This window comes from Acidobacteriota bacterium (assembly GCA_016716435.1).
Classification (GTDB): Bacteria; Acidobacteriota; Blastocatellia; order Pyrinomonadales; family Pyrinomonadaceae; genus OLB17.
Map to the genome: position 1 here is coordinate 525,922 of JADJWI010000003.1, position 16,809 is coordinate 542,730.

Here is a 16,809-nt window from a genome sequence, read left to right on the forward strand (position 1 = left end):
GAGGCTAACGAGGCCGCAATGTTTTTCTTTACTAAACAATGGCCGAGCGGTTATCATCTAGACACTACGAGATCGTCACCTGTTTGAAGGTAAACTTAACCAAGACCTGCAAACTAAGTCTTTAGGACAGCGTCAATTTTTTCTCAAGAAGAAATTGAGAATCTAGATGTCTAACGTTTCCAACAACTTATACGAATTCGGGGATTTTACTCTGAATGAGCGCGAACGAAATCTTTGGCGCGGTGATGCCGTCGTTCAGCTGCCGCCCAAGGTATTCGACACGCTGCTTTTGCTGGTCAAGAATGCGGGTTCGACCGTAAGTAAGGAAGAGATGCTCGACCAGGTTTGGGCTGGTTCTTTTATAGAGGAGAGCAATCTTTCGCAAAACGTCTATACGCTCCGGCAGGTGCTCGGCCGAAACGAAAAATTCATAGAGACGGTTCCGCGGCGTGGATACAAGTTCGTCAAGAAGGTCATTGTTCGCGAACTGCCGGATGGATCCGTGACCGACCGGCCCGAGGCTCAATTGCATGCCCCGCCTACACCTGCGGTTGCTCCGCGTGAGAAAAGTGAGGTTTCGCACTTGCGGCGGTTTCTCGCAGTCGCGGGCATAGTATCGGTGTGGTGTATTGCCGCAGCCTTCGCCTTTTACCGGTCCGATCTGGCGAAAAGCATGCCCACCGAAACGACCGTCAGCTTGAGAAGCTTGACGGATACTGGTGAAGCATCTTCGCCGACCATCTCACCGGACGGCAAATTGGTCGCCTTTCTTGACCGAAGCGGAGGCCGCCCGTCTGCAAAACTGATGGATGTCGCGTCCGGCGGCATTGTCGAGATCAAGATCGACGGCAACGTAGTGCCATCACAACTGGAATTCTCGGCTGATGGAAGCGAACTTTTCTTCCGCGCCCGCGGACTCTGGCGCTCCGGACGGATCGTTTATCGTGTTCCGGTCTTCGGTGGTGTGCCGACCGAGGTCGTCTCCGATGTTTGGGGAGCGTTCGGCCTCTCGCCCGACGGGCAGTTCCTGGCCTTTTTTCGGGAAGACACTAAGGCAAATATTGATCGGTTGATCATCAAAAACCTAAAGACCGGGGACGAACGCGTCATCGCGGAACTTCGATCGCCGGAGATGTTCTTCATTCTTGTCCCTCCGGCGTGGTCGCCGGACAGCAAATTACTCTCGGTGATCAAACGACCGAGATCCGGTGAGCGGTCGGAAATTACCACGATCGACGCAACGACCGGTGAGTCCAGAGCGATCCGCACGGAGCTTCAAAAGCTATTCCACATGGCATGGACCCCGGACGGAACGTCGATCCTGGCGCTTTCGAAGGAGCCCGAAAAAGGCCGCCAGCTTTTTCGGGTTGCGTATCCGTCCGGAACCGTAACGCGCGTCACCAACGACCTTAATCTTTATGAAGGCGTTTCACTTTCCCGCGATGGCCGCAAGGTCGTCACCGAGGTAAGGAATTTGACCTCAAACCTCTGGCTGATGACTGCGAACGGACGCGAAGACGAAAGGCCATTGACGACAGGAAAATATGGACACTACGGGCTCGGTGACCTGAAATTTGCTACCGAGAACAGGATCATATTTGACGGCCGTGCAACCGTTGACCGCGACCTATGGTCGGTCGCGATCTCCGACGGCAGTCAGGTCAGGCTTACTGAGAACAACGGGTCGAGAAACTCTCAGGTCACGGCGACCGTAAATGGCGAACACTTATACGTTTCTTCTAACCGAACCGGGTCGGAAAGCATCTGGCGAATCGGCCAGGACGGCAAAAAGCAGACTCAGATCACCAATGCCGAGGGTGGCGAATCACATTGGTATCCGGCGCTCTCGCATGACGAAAAGCATCTTTACTTCCTCGCCCGTTTAAGCAAAGGCAGCGAGATACGGAGAATATCGTTGACCGATATGTCAGTAGAAACGATTCGCGAGATCAGGGACTTTTCTCCGCAGCACTTCTTTCAAACTTCGCTCGACGGCAAATGGCTCGCCTTCGCCTACAAGACCAACGAGGAAGAGACACCGGATACAGATGATTTTTCGAACGTGCCAATCAGGATCGGGCTCATCGACCTTGCCAACCCCGAACGAATGGAGACTTTCCGAATTCGCTCCCCGCGTGCCCTCATCCGATTTTCCGCCACCGGCGAAAGCTTTGATTACATCCGTGATTCGTCGATCGTCCGGCAGAGCATAAAGCAGCCGGACCAGGAACCTGAGGTCATAATAACCGTAAGTGGCGAGCGGATCTATAATTTTGATTGGTCGATGGCCGGAACGCATGCCGTGGTCGCCCGCGGAGGATATTCCTCCGACCTTATACTTATCGACCTGCCGTAGGATCTAGCCGTCGGATCATAAGAATGCGATTTGCCGGCATTTACTGTAAAATCGTCTCTATAAAACTTAATTCGAAAGAGGTTATTTAATATGAATTCTACTGCCGCCGCACAAATGGCCACGAGCAATGGTTTGACGACACTTTCAGAAGAAGAAGAACTTTTCCGTGCTTCCGTTCGTGAATTTGCCGAGGGCGAGATCCGCCCGAAGGTCGAAGAAATGGAGCACAACAGCAAGCTCGACGCGGGCATTATCAAGCAATGCTTTGAGCTCGGGCTTATGGCCATCGAATCGCCGGAGGAATACGGCGGTGCCGGCTCGACCATCTTTAACGCGATCGTCGCGATCGAAGAACTTGCTCGCGTCGATGCCAGCGTTTCGGTGTTCGTTGACGTTCATAACACACTCGTCACCAACGCCTTCATGCGTTGGGCGAGCGACGATCAGAAGAAAAAGTACCTGCCGCAGCTTGCAGAAGGGCGCGTGGGCGCCTATGCATTGAGCGAAGCTGCGTCGGGTTCTGATGCTTTCGCGCTGACGACCCGTGCCGTCGATAAGGGCGGCCACTACGAGCTCACCGGCCAGAAGCTTTGGATCACCAACGGCAACGAAGCCGAGATCTTCATCCTCTTCGCCACCGTCGACCCGGCCGCGGGCTACAAGGGCATTACGGCGTTCATCGTTGAGAAGGGCTTTGAAGGTTTTTCGGTCGGAAAGAAGGAAGACAAGCTCGGCATTCGGGCTTCCTCGACCACGGAACTGATCCTCGATGGCTGCAAGGTGCCGAAAGAGAATGTGCTCGGCGAGGTCGGCAAGGGCTATAAGGTCTCGATCGAAACGCTCAACGAAGGCCGCATCGGCATCGGCGCCCAGATGCTCGGCATCGCCCAAGGGGCATACGAAGCTGCGCTGAAATATACCACCGAACGCGAGCAGTTTGGCCAATCGATCAACAACTTCCAGGCCGTGCAGTTCCAGCTTGCCGAGATGGCCGTCGAGATCGAGGCCACCCGCCTGCTTGTCTATAACGCCGCCCGTCTCAAGGACGCCGGCAAGCCCTTCATCAAAGAAGCCGCCATCGCGAAGCTTTATTCCTCGCGTTGCGCCGAAGCCGTCGCCTCAAAGGCCATCGAACTCTTCGGCGGCTACGGCTACGTAAAGGATTACCCGGTAGAAAAATACTGGCGCGACTCAAAGATCGGCTCCATCTACGAGGGCACCTCGAACATGCAGCTCCAAACGATCGCGAAGCTGATCATGAGCGGGAAGTAGGCAAATATGGGTGGCCGAATTGACCGGGGTTCTTGAACCTATGCGAACCATACTTCACCTTCTAATTTTTCTGACTGCGGTTTCAGCCGCCTTCGGCCAATCGCATTCCAAACATCGTTCGCCCGAGCGAACTGAGAAGGTAAATGGATGGGAGGTCCCCGTTGTCGACTCCTTGGAAGTGCTGCGATCTTCAGTCATCAAGGTCCGCGAATACGACATCGATGAAACACAGTTCGAATTGAGGGAATTAAAGCCGACTATTCCGATCGAGATCGGAAACGGTTTGCATTGTGAATTTATCACTCTCTTCTCCTATACCCTTAACGACAGAAGATTCGCGGTCGGCGGCGAATGCGTGATCCTGTCATTTCGTGGCCAGTTCCGCGATTATTCGGCAGCAGTGACGGAGTATCTATTTCTGGACGAGGACACTGACGGTGTTTATGAAGCTCGTTATAATCTCTCGCCTGCTCATAAGAATCGCCTGTCGTTGATTGAAGATTCAGTCTCAAGATGGGAATTGAAATAGTTCGAGAATTCATTGACGCTAAAAGTGTACATAGCCAAATTAGAACGCCAAACTTTGTTGCTTTGATATCGATTCGCCAAGCCACCTTAGACGACACCGAGTCCCTGACCGAGCTTGCTCGCGTCACTTTTTGGGATGCGTTTCATGAGCATCCGAAGAATGCGCCGGAGGATATGGCGGCGTATATGGCTGAGGCTTTCAGCCGCGAGACGGCCGCGGCGGAGCTTGCCGACCCGAAGAATATCTTTCTGCTCGCGGAGATCGGCGGCGAGCTTGCAGGGTATGCAAAGATGACCGTTGGTGCGATCGAAGATGGGATCACCGCCGAACGGCCGATCGAGCTCAACCGGCTTTATTCACACCAGCAGTTTCTTGGAAAGGGCGTCGGGCAGGCGCTGATGGACGAGTGCTTCACCACCGCACGCGAACTCGGTTGCGATGTGATGTGGCTCGGCGTTTGGGAATACAACCCGCGGGCTCAGCGGTTCTACGAAAAGAACGGCTTCCGCTTCGTCGGGTCGCACGTCTTCTTACTAGGCTCCGACCCGCAAACCGATCTCCTAATGCAGAAAGAAATTCACCACAGAGACGCAGAGGGCACAGAGTAAGATTTTTTTTCGATCAGTGTCACTTCGCACAAAACTCTTTGTTCGAAACGGGTTCGAACGCCTCACCCGATCCTTATTTCCTCTGTGTTCTCTGTGACTCCGTGGTGAATATTGCCTTTTCTTTACAGGTGCGATAATGTTGCATCTGTGCGACAGGTCACGAACCCACCTAATCCCTATGACCGCTATTCGGCGGAGTATGTCGGCGAGCCGCCGCCGACAAAGCTTGAGGTCTTTGAAGAGACCTCGACCAAGAAGATCATCACAAAGGCCTTTGCCTCGGATTGGGAAGGCGGTTTTCGCTACACGGTAAACTGCTACCGCGGCTGCGTCCATGGCTGCACATATTGCTTTGCCCGGCAGTATCACGAATATCTCGGCTATGGTGCCGGCACGGATTTTGAGACAAAGATCGTCGTCAAGCCCAACGCCCCGCAGCTTCTTCGCGAGGAGCTGAAAAGATCCCGCGACAAGATGCCGCATCTTGATTTCTCATTCGCGACCGACCCGTATCTGCCGCTTGAGGCTGAATATAAGCTGACCCGCCAGTGTCTTGAGGTCTGTGCCGAGTTTCGCGTGCCGGTCGCGATCGTCACAAAATCGCCGCTCGTCACCCGCGACCTCGACGTCCTCAAACGCCTCTCAAAGGTCTCGGTCTTTTTCTCGCTGCCGTTTCTTACGAAAGAGCGGTCGAACCCCTTTGAGCCCTATACGCCCGTCCCCGAGGCACGCTTCCGTGCGATGAAAACGCTTTCGGACGAGGGCATCACGACCGGCATCGGCATCGCACCCGTGATCCCCGGTTACAACGAATCTGACATTCCCGGCCTGCTTGAGCGTGCCAAGGAGTGCGGTGCCCGCCGGGCTTTTATGTCGATGCTGCACATTGATACCGATTCGATCGAGCAATACTTTGTCCAGAAAATGAACGAACGCTTGCCCGGAAACCCGCGTCCGCAAGATCATCAACACAATGCACCGCGAACGCGGCGGGAGCCTCCGCCATCGCAGCTACAAAGAGCGGATGACCGGCCGCACCGAGCAATGGGATGTCACCGTAAAACTCTTTGAGTTTCACGCCAAACGCCTAGGCCTCAAACAGCACGAAGCTCCGCAGAAACAGGAGCCCGAGGCGGCACCGGCACAGCAGTCGCTCTTTTGAGATCGGAGCTAAAGGGGAAAGACACCATGCGGAATGCGATAAAACATCCTGATAATCCTGTGCATCCTGTTAGAATTGAAGAATGCAGAACCGTATCGAAGTCTTTGAACAGATGCTTGCGGCCGACCCGGAAAACACGATGGTGATGTTCGGGCTTGCGAAGGAATATGAGAAGGCGGGCGAGCACCCGAAAGTGATCGCCATGCTCGAAAGTTATCTTGCCAAGGCCGACGACGAGGGCAACGCCTATGGCACACTCGCCCAGGCATATCTCGCCACCGGCCAACGCGAAAAAGCGATCGAGGCCTACACCAAAGGCATCGAGGTCGCAATGGCCCACGGCCACCCATCGATGGCAAACGAATATAGAATGACACTCGACATCGATCTCGCCGATTAAACCGGCTAACTTCCTGACGAACAAGGCGAGACGGTCGCGGTCTTTATCCTTACAGGCTTTTCGGGCTTCTCGCCTTCGAGCTTCGCGCCGTTTATCGCGTCGACGACATCCATACCCTTGGTGACCTTTCCGAAGGCAGCGAAGGAGCCATCGAGGTGCGGGGCGTCCCCGACGAGGATGAAGAAGTTCGTCGTGGCGGTGTTCGCCTCTTCGCCGCGGGCCATTGAGAGAATTCCGCGGGTGTGGAGCACCTTGTTCGGTTCGTCCGGCAGCGTTCGCCGGCCCCGCGAGCCGATCTCAAATGTCACTCCGCCCTCGCGGGTCCAAAAGTTGCCGCCCTGGATGACAAAACCCGGCACGACGCGGTCGAAGGTCGTTGTGTTCAGGTAGCCGAGTTCGGCTATGTTCAGGAAGCTGCGGACGCTCTCCGGGGCGTGTTCCGGATACATCTCTGCGATGATGACGCCGGCCTCCGTGTCGAGCGTAACGCATTTCTTCGCCATCGTCGCTACGTCCGCCCCGTCAAAGGGCTCTGCCCTCTTTTGCTGCTCCGCGGGCCGCGAATTGGCCTTTGCCGGTTCTTTCTCCGGCGGCGTCTGCGAGCTTGCGGCAAGAGAAAGTGCAGCGGTCAGCATCAAAAGTTGGATCATCCTCATGGATAACGATTTTCCGCCAAAACCGAATCGGGTGTAAAGTGTATCGAACGCCATATTTGCCGTCGTAGGAGTTAACAATGATAAATCGCCGCCTGACCTTCTCGGTCTTTCTTCTTTTAGTTGCGTTTTCGCTTTCGGGTTTTGCCCAGCGTGATCTTGGCGCTCGGCCGACAGAGACGGGCGGGCCGCTGCTCGCCGAGCAGGCCGTCTTTGACGTCCTGACCTACGATGTCTCATTGCGGATCGACCCCAAGAACAAGTGGATCACCGGCACATCGGTTATGACCGCAAAGATGGTCAAGCCTGCGACCGAGATCATTCTGCATCTTGACGACGCGATGAAGATCGACCGTATCTTTGGCGAGTCCAGTGAGCGCGACCGCCAGGGCGGGCTGCGTTATGAGCACAAGGACGGCAAGATACGCATCACTTTTCCGGCGGCAAAGCGTGCCGGCGAGGCATTTGAGACCATCATCACCTATTCCGGCCGCCCGAGGGTCGCTCCAAATCCGCCATGGGTCGGCGGCTTTATGTGGGAGAAAACGCCGAGCGGTGCCGACTGGGTCTCGGTCGCATTGCAGAACGACGGAGCCGATCTCTATTTTCCGATAAAAGATCATCCATCTGACAAGGCCGACCAGGTCGCGATGCGGATCACCGTTCCCGACCCGCTCGTCGTCGCCGGCCCCGGAAAGCTGAAGGAAACGGTGAAGAACGACGATGGCACCACGACCTACTACTGGCTAATGACGAACCCGATCCCGAACTACTCGATCGTCTTCAACGCCGCTCCGTATCGCGTTATCAAAGACTCGATGCCAAGCGTTGCCGGCGGCACCATCCCGATCGAGTTTTACATTTTGCCCGAGAGCTACGACAAGGGTGCAAAGCTCATCGCGGAGACGAAAAAGTACGTCGAGTTTTACGAGAAGTATCTCGGGCCGTATCCTTTCCGCTCGCAGAAGCTTGGCACGGCCGAAACGCCGCACCTCGGCATGGAGCATTCGACGATGCTCGCCTACGGCAACAAGTTTCAAACCAACGAGCACGGTTTCGATTGGCTTCAGCTCCACGAGCTCGGCCACGAATGGTGGGCAAATCTCGTCACAGCCCGCGACTGGAAAGACTTTTGGATACACGAAGGGTTTCAGTCCTTTATGGACTCGCTCTACCTCGAGCACATCGGCAAAAAGGACGCCTATTTTGCATCGATGAAAGGCCGGGCACGACGGACGCGGAATATTCAGCCGGTCGCACCCCGCGAAGCGAAGTTTGCCTATGAGGTTTATCTCGCCGGACCGGATTATATTCAGAGCGACGGCGACATTTATGGTAAGGGAGCCGTCGTCCTCCACACGCTTCGTTACCTGATCGGCGACGACGCCTTCTTCCGCTCGCTTCGCAAGATGGCATACCCGACGCCCGCGATGGAGCGGATGACCGATGGCCGGCAAACTCGGCTTGTCGATACTGACGATTTTCTGAAGATCGCGGAAAAGGAATCCGGGATGAAGCTCGACTGGTTCTTTGAGGTCTATCTCCGCCAGCCGAAACTGCCGAGACTGGTTGGCGATATCTCCGGCGGCCCGCTACGAGAAACACTTTCGCTCAGCTGGGAAACCCCTAATAACCTGCCGTTTTCAATGCCTGTTGAGGTCGAGATCAACGGCAAGATCCAGCGTGTCGAGATGAAGAATGGCCGTGGTTCTGTTCGGGTTGGCGGTGCAAAATACAACCTGGATCCGAAAGGCTGGATCTTAAAAGCCGAATGACGAAACGGCCGGTCAGGGTATTTCCTGGCCGGTCTCGCTCTCGCACCATTCTTTCGTGACGCGGTGGCGATAGTCGAACATCTTCTTGATCCGCGGCAGGATGAAAAGCGGGGCCGCGAGATCGCCGATTATGCTCATCGGCGGCTCAAACTCTATCTCGTCGCGAAGCACGGCACCGTCCTCGTGCGGCTCGATGATGTGCCGATGCCGCCATTTGGCGAATGGCCCCGAGATCTGCACGTCCTCGAACATTCTCGGCGGGTCGTAAGCCGTATGCTCGGCCACCCAACGCGACGGGATGAGCCCAAAGATCTTTTGCTCAAGTATCGCCCGCGAACCGATCTCTGAGATATCCGCCTTCTGAACGATCTTCGCGTCTTCCCACGGCGGCACCAGCCGCTCAAAGGCATCGGGCAGTTCATGAAACGAAAAGACCCGCTCCGGCATCGCTTTTATAACGGTCTCTTTTTCAAATCGCATTACTCAATTTAACCTATGGTTTTGCAGTTTCGGTAAGCCGGAGCTTTATCGGCTCAAAACGCGACCATTCGCCTTGGCCGGTGCACATGCTGTAGATCCTGTCCGCCGGTACCGCGATCTTTTGCTCGGCGCCTTCGCGGCTAAATCTGATCTCGAATTTTCGTGTTACCCAGCGGTGCTCGAAATCAGGCTCGTTTTTCAAACTACATGACCGCTCACTTTGGCCGAGGACGACTGCATAGAACCCAAAGGTGTTAAATGCACAGTTCTCGCAGTAGCGGCTGAAGGAATCAAATCCCTGTCGCGAGTACCGTTGCTGAAAGGCGTCCGACGGAGCGAGAAATGAACGCGAGAGCAGGCCTTTTGTGTACTGGCAAGAATCGGCCTCGGGGTTGTCGATCTCCTGCAGCGTCAGTTCGGCCGCAGAGCCGAACATTGGCCTACCGTCAGCATCGGTGAGCTCTACTACGACCATATTGCCGCCGTCGAACGGGCAGTGCTGGGCAACGGCTTCATCAGCAAAAAGCAGCATCCCAGCGGTGATGCTTAAGAATAGAGCGACCCTAGATATTCGTTTCATAATGTTCAATCGTTGTCCTCGGCCAGTTTTCCGGATCCTATACCTTTATTAAGCAAACGCCAGACCTTTTCGATGTGCCGTTCTTCGACGCGAATGCTGCCGATCGAGACGCGAAGTGCGATCTTTCCATCGAGCTTTGTGTGCGAGATATAAGCTTCGCCCGATGCGTTGATGTCGTTCATCAGCCGTTCGTTGAAGGCGTCGAGGTCCTCAACGCCCGGCGGGCAAGCCCTGAAACACACAAGTGCAAAAGTGACCGGTGCGAGAAGCTCGAAGTCGCCGCTTTCCTCTATCCACGAAGCAAAAAGCTCGGCAAGCCGGCAGTGCTCGCGAATGCGGGCCTCGATGCCCCGGTGGCCGAAGTACCGCAGCACGAACCAGAGTTTCAGCGAGCGGAACCGGCGGCCAAGCTGGATGCCGTAGTCCATCCCGTTCTTCACCGTCGTCTGCTCGCTGGTCCGGAGATATTCGGGCACGAGCGAAAACGCGGCCTTGAGCGATGCCATATCGCGGCAATAGAACGCCGAGAGGTCAAAGGGCGTAAAGAGCCATTTGTGCGGGTTCAGCACGATCGAATCGGCACGCTCCCAGCCCGCAAAGAAATGCCGCTTCTCTTCGAGCACCGCCGCCGGCCCGGCATAGGCCGCATCTACGTGCATCCAAAGCCCAAACTCCTCTGCGATGTCGGCGATCTCACCGACCGGATCGACGCTCGTGGATGAAGTCGTCCCGATCGTCGGTATCACGCAGATCGGCCGATGGCCCGCGGCGATGTCTTCCTCGATCGCTCGCCGAAGTTCATCTGCCCGCATCTCGAACCGCTCATTGCACCCGATCCGTCTCAGGCTTCGCGTCCCGAGCCCGAGTGCGATGCATGCCTTATCTATTGAGGAATGGACATGCTCGCTCGCGTAAACGCACAGTAGCGGCAGGTCCGGCCGGCCGCTCATCCCGAGCTCGCGGATGTTGAGCCCGGCCCGCTCGCGTGCGGCGGCGATCGCGTGCATTGTTGAGACCGAAGCCGTGTCGTAAATGATGCCCTCAAATTCCGCGGGCAGCCCGAGCATTTGCCGAAGCCAGCCAAGCGTTACGTCCTCAAGTTCCGTCGAGGCCGGAGCCGTCCGCCAGAGCATCGACTTCATATCAAACGCTGCCGAAAGCGCTTCGCCGAGAATGCCCGGGCCCGAGGACGATGTTGAAAAAAGGCCGTGGAAGTTCGGGTGGTTCCAATTCGTGACCGCCGGAAGTATCAGCTTCTCGACATCTGCGATGATCGCCTCAAAGCTCTCGCCCGCCTCGGGTGCTTCTGTAGGAAGCTCGTCTGCCAAGCGGCCGGGCTCGGTACGGGCAAGCACCGGGAGCTGTTCGAGCTGGTCGAAATAGTCGTTGATAAAGTCAATGACGCGTCCGCCCGCCGCAAGAAATTCATCCGCCGGCATATCGCCGAGTAAGTTGTGCTTGCTCTCGCTCATGATAAGTCGCTCGATCGGTCTGGAAACTTCGATGTTAAATCTTCGCTTGTAAATCAGAAAAGCCGATTATACAATGCAACGAACAAAACCTGACCCCAAATGGCGGCGTATCAAACCGCAGCGACATAAATCGAAAATCTAATTCTGTTGATCCTTGAGGTGAAAATGGTTCACAAAGTCTCGAAACTTGCACTCTACCTTTTTGCAGTTGTTGTTTTTCCTATCATTGGCTTTGCCCAAGAGGCAGAACCCAGGCGTTGCTGGGATGTTCCACCGCCCGCAAACCAACAAGCCCTGGGCATTGATGAACGGATCGATCAGGCGTTTCGTCCCGTAGCCAATTGTTGGGAAGCAACCGTTTTTTACGAGGCTCCGTTACCTACTCCCTTTAATCTTCCGATCGTTCTATACCTCTTGATCGGCGGCGCTTTGTTTTTCACCTTAACGTTCGGCTTTGTGAACATTCGCAGATTCCCGCTGGCTCTCAATGTCGTCCGCGGTAAATACGACGACATCGAGATGGCCGGCGATGCTGAACACAAGGAACCGCACATCGAGAAATCAGAGATCCTAACCGTCGATGGCGACATTCCGGAGACCATCAAGGACGAAGGCCACCACGGCGAGGTAAATCACTTCCAGGCCCTTGCCACGGCCGTCTCGGGTACCGTTGGCCTCGGCAACATCGCCGGAGTCGCGATCGCCGTCGGCATCGGCGGCCCGGGAGCAACCTTCTGGATGATCATCGCCGGTCTTTTGGGAATGTCCTCGAAATTCGTCGAGTGTACGCTCGGCGTAAAATATCGCGACATCGACAAGGACGGCACCGTCCACGGCGGCCCGATGTATTACCTCTCTCGCGGGCTTTCGGAGAAGGGCCTTGGCGGGCTCGGCAAGGTGCTTGCCATTATCTTTGCGATCTTCTGCGTCGGTGGATCGTTCGGCGGCGGAAACGCATTCCAGGCAAATCAAGCGACAACCCAGCTGACAACTATTCTCGGCCTTGAGGGCGGTGCGACCCGGACCGTGATCGGCATTATCATGGCCATTCTTGTCGCGGTCGTCATCATCGGCGGCATCAAACGCATCGCCAAGGTGACCGACAAGCTTGTCCCGCTGATGGCGATAATCTATATCCTCGCCTCGCTGGTCATTATACTCGCCCATTTCTCTGAGATACCGGCAGCGATCGGCGTGATCATCTCGGGCGCGTTCACGCCCGAAGCAGGCGTCGGAGGTATTGCAGGCGTTATCATTCAGGGCTTCCGGCGTGCAGCGTTCTCGAACGAGGCAGGAGCCGGCTCGGCCGCTATCGCTCACTCGGCCGTTCGGACAAAATACCCGGCCAGCGAAGGCCTCGTCGCACTTCTCGAGCCCTTCATCGACACGGTCGTTATCTGTACAATGACCGCGATCGTCATCGTTCTCTTTAATATGGACGGCTATTTCCAGTACGGCGGAACCAGCGTAATGATCGGCGGACAGGCCGTTGACGGCGTTGACCTTACAGCCCGGGCCTACAATGACGTACTGCCCGGCTTTAACGCCGTGCTGACGGTAGCGATCGTCCTCTTCGCGTTCTCGACGATGATCTCCTGGTCGTACTATGGCCTTCAATCGTGGAAATACCTGTTCGGGCGTTCGGCCGCTGCCGACCTTTCGTTCAAGGTGCTCTTCTGCATCTTTGTGGTCATCGGTGCGGCAGCCTCGCTTGGCTCGGTCCTCGCGTTCTCCGACGCGATGATCCTGGCGATGGTCTTCCCGAACATGATCGGGCTTCTGCTCCTCTTCCCGCGTGTGCGTGAAGAACTGAACCGATACCTGAAGGCGATCGGAAAGTCGTCGTAGTAAGTTCGTTAAGTCAGAACAAGAGGCCATCTCATTTCGTGTGAGGTGGCCTCTTTCGCAAAAGGAATGTCGGACGAACCCACAGCAAATACTCGAAGGACACTTTGGCGGTGGTTGGTAACTATCGCTTCCGGCCTCGTGGTCTATGCCTTTCCGCCGCCGGAGGGAATTGCGCCCGAGGCCTGGACGCTTTTCGCCGTCTTTATCGCGACCATCGTCGGCTCGATAGTTCAGCCGCTGACAGGAAGCGCAATGGTCCTGCTCGGCGTGATCGCGACCGTTCTATTTGGTGCCCTGAAGCCCACCGATGCGTTAAAGGGTTATGCCGAGCCGGTCGTCTGGCTTGTGCTTTCGGCCTTTTTTCTCTCGGTCGGGATGATAAAAACCGGGCTCGGCCGCCGCATCGCACTTCTTTTCATCAGGCTCATGGGCCGCCGCACCGTCGGACTCAGCTACGCACTGATCGGCACCGACTTCGTCCTCGCCTCGATGATCCCTTCAAACGCCGCCCGCAATGGCGGTGTGATCTTGCCGATCGCCCGAAGCATTTGCGAGACGTACGATTCAAGGCCCGAGGATGGCACTGCCGGCCGGCTCGGCACATACCTGATGTCGCTGCTCTATCAGGCGGACGTCATCATCTGCGCGACCTTCATCACCGGCCAGGCCTCGAACATCATCATCGCCGACCTGGTCCAGAAGAATGCCGGTATTCAGATCGGCTATCTCGGATGGTTCGCCGCCGCGATCGTGCCGGCCATTCTCTCGCTCATTGCGGTGCCTTATCTGGTCTCTCGGATGTCGCCGCCGGAGATCAAGGAAACCCCTGAGGCGGAGCGTTTCGCCCGAGAAGAGCTGGACAAGCTCGGCAAGGTCAAACGCGGCGAATGGCTGATGCTTGCCGTCCTCGTCGGCGTGGTCGTGATGTGGACGACAAAGGACCATCTTCACAGCATTGACACCGCTATTGTGGCGATGGCCGGCATCTGCGGCCTGCTTATCGCGAAGGTCATCGATTGGAAGGACCTAATGGGCGAGCACAACGCCTGGTCCGTCTTTATCTGGTACGGCGGGTTGGTTAACATGGCCGCACAACTCAGCAACACCGGCCTGACGAAGGTCTTTGCCGAGTCAATGGGCGGCTACACTTCCGGAATGACCTGGGTCGCGGCCCTTGCATTGCTCGCCCTTGTTTATTTCTATACGCACTATCTTTTTGCTTCGATAACGGCCCACGTCCTCGCGATGTTCGTCCCGTTCGTCGCGGTTACGCTCACCGTTGGTGCCCCTGCCGGGCTTGCCGTGTTGCTGCTCGCCTATTTCTCGAACCTCAACGCCGGTCTAACGCATTACGGAACGACACCCGCACCGATCTACTTCGGCACCGGGTATGTCTCGCTGCAAACCTGGTGGAAGATCGGCTTCGTCGCTTCGGTGGTCAACATCATTATCTGGGGAACGGTCGGAGTCGCCTGGTGGAAGCTTCTCGGCTGGTGGTAGAAAAAAGAGGCCGGGAAGATATCCCGGCCCCGCGTCATTGAGCTAAGCTCCCAACTAGTTAGTCGGGATGTTGAGCGGCATCTGCGGCATGCCCGTTGGAGGGGCTGTCGCCGCATCGGCGGCATCGATCTTGGAGATGGCATCTTCGTAAATTACGATGCGGCCCGCTTCGTCCATCTTCCGCCGAGTCGCGGCAAGATATTCCGAGAACAATTCGCCACGCTTGCGTGTAAGCATCTGCTCGGTCAGCGTATCCCGCTGCTTCGCAAATTCTTCCATATTCGCCTCTTCCCGGCTCTTTACACCGACGATGTAATAATTCTCACCGATCTTTATCGGCTCTTTCGTCACCTCGCCCGCCCGCAGGCCGTAGATGGCGTCCTCAAGCTGTTCGCTGGTCGAAGCCGCGGGACCATCGCCAAGCGGCGAACCGAGGATGAAGCTCTTGCTTTCTTGAGCTGTCAGGTTCTGGCCCGAGGCCGCGGCCGCAAGGCCATCGGCAGAGTTTGCTCCGCCGGCGATCTGCTTTGCGATGTTCTCGATCTGCTCGCGGGCCTTTTCAAGCTTTACCACATCGACGAGCTTGCTGCGGACCTCTTCGAACTCTGCATCCCGCGGCTCTTTCTTTTCGACCAGAAGCGGGATGGCAAAGCCCTCCGGGACAGGTATTGCGTCACCGACGTCGTTCGCGTTCTGCAGCCCGGCAATGCCTTCCTCAAACTGCGGCGAAACGCCGACCGTGTCCACGTTGTCGCCCGGAACTATGAACGGTGTTTCGCGGACCATATCAGCCGCGTTCATGTTGGCTTGGCCGGCGAACGCCTGTGCCGTTTTCTGAACGTCCTTGCTCTGTTTAAGCGAATCGGACACCGTCTTCGAGAGCTCAGCCGCCGCGGCATAAGCACGTCGGTTGCGGAGGCTCACCTCAAGCTCGCGACGAGCATCTTCAAAGCTCTTCGGCACCGCCTCGCCACGCCAGAGAATAAAATAGCGTCCCTGATAGCTGATCGGTTCGCTGACCTGGCCCGGCTGCATTTTCAAAAGCTGCTGGTAAGGATCAGTCGGGTTGTTAAGGTTTTCACGGACCGGGCCCGGAAGTTCGCCGCCCTTGACCGAGCTCACCGGGTTCTCTGACTGCCCCCGTGCCAGATCGGCAAACGCCTGCTCAGAAACGGCCGCACCGCCCTGCCGGAGTTGCTGAACAAGTCCGGTCGCTTTTTCATAGACCTGACCGTCAAATTCGGGCTTGGCAACGCGAAGCACGATCTCGCGTCCCCTTACGCCTGCGATACGCTTGTCTTCCGGCAGTTTGTCGTATTCGGCCCGAAGGTCCGCGTCAGAGATCGGAAGCTTTTCGCCGATCTTTGCCGTATTAAGAAATACGTACCTTATCTTCTTCTGCGGCTGGCTTATGTAATAGCTCTGCTTGTTCTTTTCAAAGTATTGGCGAAGGTCGTCGTCCGATGGAGTGATGCTTTTCGCAAGGTCCGCCGGGCTGACCACAAGATACGAAACATCAAACTCTGTGTTCCGCCGCTGATAATCCTTGAGCACTTCCTCTTCAGAAACCGTCACGCCGGAGGTAACGAACGCCCGAAGTTTTTCGGCGCTCAGGTCATCGCGGATGCTCTCCTCAAGCGCCCGGACGCTACCGAACTGAAGCACGGCGTTCTGCTCGTACCGATCCTGGTCGAAGGGCGTGCCGTCCGCCGGCTTAAAGGCCTTTCGAATCTCAGTAGCGACCTCGGCGTCCGACGCTGTCAGCCCAAGCCGGGCTGCCTCAACCCGGGTGACTCGGCTGCTGATCAGGCTTTCAAGAAGCGTCTTCGCCGGGAACGGCCGGCCCTGGCTGAACCGTGCGTAGTTTTCCTTCTGGCGGGCAAGCTCGCCTATCGTAATGGTCTCGCCGCTGACGGTCGCCGCAGTTTCAGTGCTGGCCGTCAGATTTGCGGCCAGGTCGGTGCGGGTCGGCGCATAAAAGAGCACAAGGCTCAGCACCATAACGACCGCAAAGGTCAGGAGGACGATATTGCGCGTCTTCTCAAGCTTGGAAATGAACTTCAACATCTGTGATTACCTTAATGGAACGCTCCACGCGTGAAATAGGGACAAACTCAAATCGTATCAGAATTACAGGCCCGATTCCAATAAAAGGCCCGCATTTCAACCGTAGG

14 protein-coding genes are annotated in these 16,809 nt (G+C 56.3%); 9 read left to right on the forward strand and 5 right to left on the reverse strand.

The genetic code is table 11. From position 1 onward, the window contains the following. Window positions 1-166 precede the first annotated feature (166 nt). The 6 genes from IPM21_05695 to IPM21_05720 all read left to right on the forward strand — a co-directional run bounded on the left by IPM21_05695 (window position 167) and on the right by IPM21_05720 (window position 6,327). A complete protein-coding gene (locus IPM21_05695) occupies window positions 167-2,356 on the forward strand; it encodes a winged helix-turn-helix domain-containing protein (protein ID MBK9163398.1) in 2,190 nt (729 codons plus the stop codon). 114 nt (window positions 2,357-2,470) lie between these two features. After that, on the forward strand, window positions 2,471-3,628 hold the full coding sequence (locus IPM21_05700) for an acyl-CoA dehydrogenase (protein ID MBK9163399.1): 1,158 nt from the start codon (window positions 2,471-2,473) through the stop codon (window positions 3,626-3,628). Window positions 3,629-3,668: 40 nt separating this feature from the next. Then, window positions 3,669-4,157, forward strand: coding sequence for a hypothetical protein (locus IPM21_05705; protein ID MBK9163400.1), 489 nt, complete (start codon window positions 3,669-3,671; stop codon window positions 4,155-4,157). 62 nt (window positions 4,158-4,219) lie between these two features. Beyond that, entirely contained in the window at window positions 4,220-4,765 is a 546-nt protein-coding gene (locus IPM21_05710) for a GNAT family N-acetyltransferase (protein MBK9163401.1), read from the forward strand. A 147-nt stretch (window positions 4,766-4,912) separates the two neighbouring features. Continuing rightward, window positions 4,913-5,836, forward strand: a complete 924-nt coding sequence (locus IPM21_05715) for a radical SAM protein (GenBank protein ID MBK9163402.1) — start codon at window positions 4,913-4,915, stop codon at window positions 5,834-5,836. A gap of 173 nt (window positions 5,837-6,009) precedes the next feature. After that, complete coding sequence (locus tag IPM21_05720) at window positions 6,010-6,327, forward strand: tetratricopeptide repeat protein (GenBank protein MBK9163403.1); 318 nt, start codon at window positions 6,010-6,012, stop codon at window positions 6,325-6,327. 5 nt (window positions 6,328-6,332) lie between these two features. On the opposite strand, the gene IPM21_05725 is transcribed toward IPM21_05720, so the two are convergent. Then, window positions 6,333-6,983 carry a peptidylprolyl isomerase gene (locus IPM21_05725; protein MBK9163404.1) on the reverse strand — a complete coding sequence of 217 codons (651 nt, stop codon included), beginning with the start codon at window positions 6,981-6,983 and terminating at the stop codon, window positions 6,333-6,335. 77 nt (window positions 6,984-7,060) lie between these two features. Here IPM21_05725 and IPM21_05730 point away from each other — a divergent pair, with 77 nt between their 5' ends. Further along, window positions 7,061-8,755: a M1 family metallopeptidase gene (locus IPM21_05730; protein ID MBK9163405.1), complete on the forward strand. Its 1,695-nt coding sequence runs from the start codon at window positions 7,061-7,063 to the stop codon at window positions 8,753-8,755. Window positions 8,756-8,767: 12 nt separating this feature from the next. Here IPM21_05730 and IPM21_05735 read toward each other — a convergent pair whose 3' ends face one another. The 3 genes from IPM21_05735 to IPM21_05745 are packed head-to-tail and all read right to left on the reverse strand — an operon-like array spanning window position 8,768 to window position 11,287. After that, the gene (locus tag IPM21_05735) at window positions 8,768-9,235 is read right to left on the reverse strand and encodes an SRPBCC family protein (GenBank protein MBK9163406.1); all 468 of its coding nucleotides are present in this window, start codon (window positions 9,233-9,235) and stop codon (window positions 8,768-8,770) included. A gap of 13 nt (window positions 9,236-9,248) precedes the next feature. Further along, entirely contained in the window at window positions 9,249-9,815 is a 567-nt protein-coding gene (locus tag IPM21_05740) for a hypothetical protein (protein MBK9163407.1), read from the reverse strand. Window positions 9,816-9,820: 5 nt separating this feature from the next. Continuing rightward, complete coding sequence (locus tag IPM21_05745; protein MBK9163408.1) at window positions 9,821-11,287, reverse strand: amino acid decarboxylase; 1,467 nt, start codon at window positions 11,285-11,287, stop codon at window positions 9,821-9,823. A 165-nt stretch (window positions 11,288-11,452) separates the two neighbouring features. Between IPM21_05745 and IPM21_05750 the strand changes: the two genes are divergently transcribed. Together IPM21_05750 and IPM21_05755 are read left to right on the forward strand one after the other, a co-directional pair. After that, complete coding sequence (locus tag IPM21_05750) at window positions 11,453-13,135, forward strand: alanine:cation symporter family protein (GenBank protein ID MBK9163409.1); 1,683 nt, start codon at window positions 11,453-11,455, stop codon at window positions 13,133-13,135. 66 nt (window positions 13,136-13,201) lie between these two features. Then, window positions 13,202-14,635: a DASS family sodium-coupled anion symporter gene (locus tag IPM21_05755; protein ID MBK9163410.1), complete on the forward strand. Its 1,434-nt coding sequence runs from the start codon at window positions 13,202-13,204 to the stop codon at window positions 14,633-14,635. 54 nt (window positions 14,636-14,689) lie between these two features. Here IPM21_05755 and IPM21_05760 read toward each other — a convergent pair whose 3' ends face one another. Then, window positions 14,690-16,702, reverse strand: a complete 2,013-nt coding sequence (locus tag IPM21_05760) for a peptidyl-prolyl cis-trans isomerase (GenBank protein MBK9163411.1) — start codon at window positions 16,700-16,702, stop codon at window positions 14,690-14,692. Window positions 16,703-16,809: the final 107 nt, after the last annotated feature.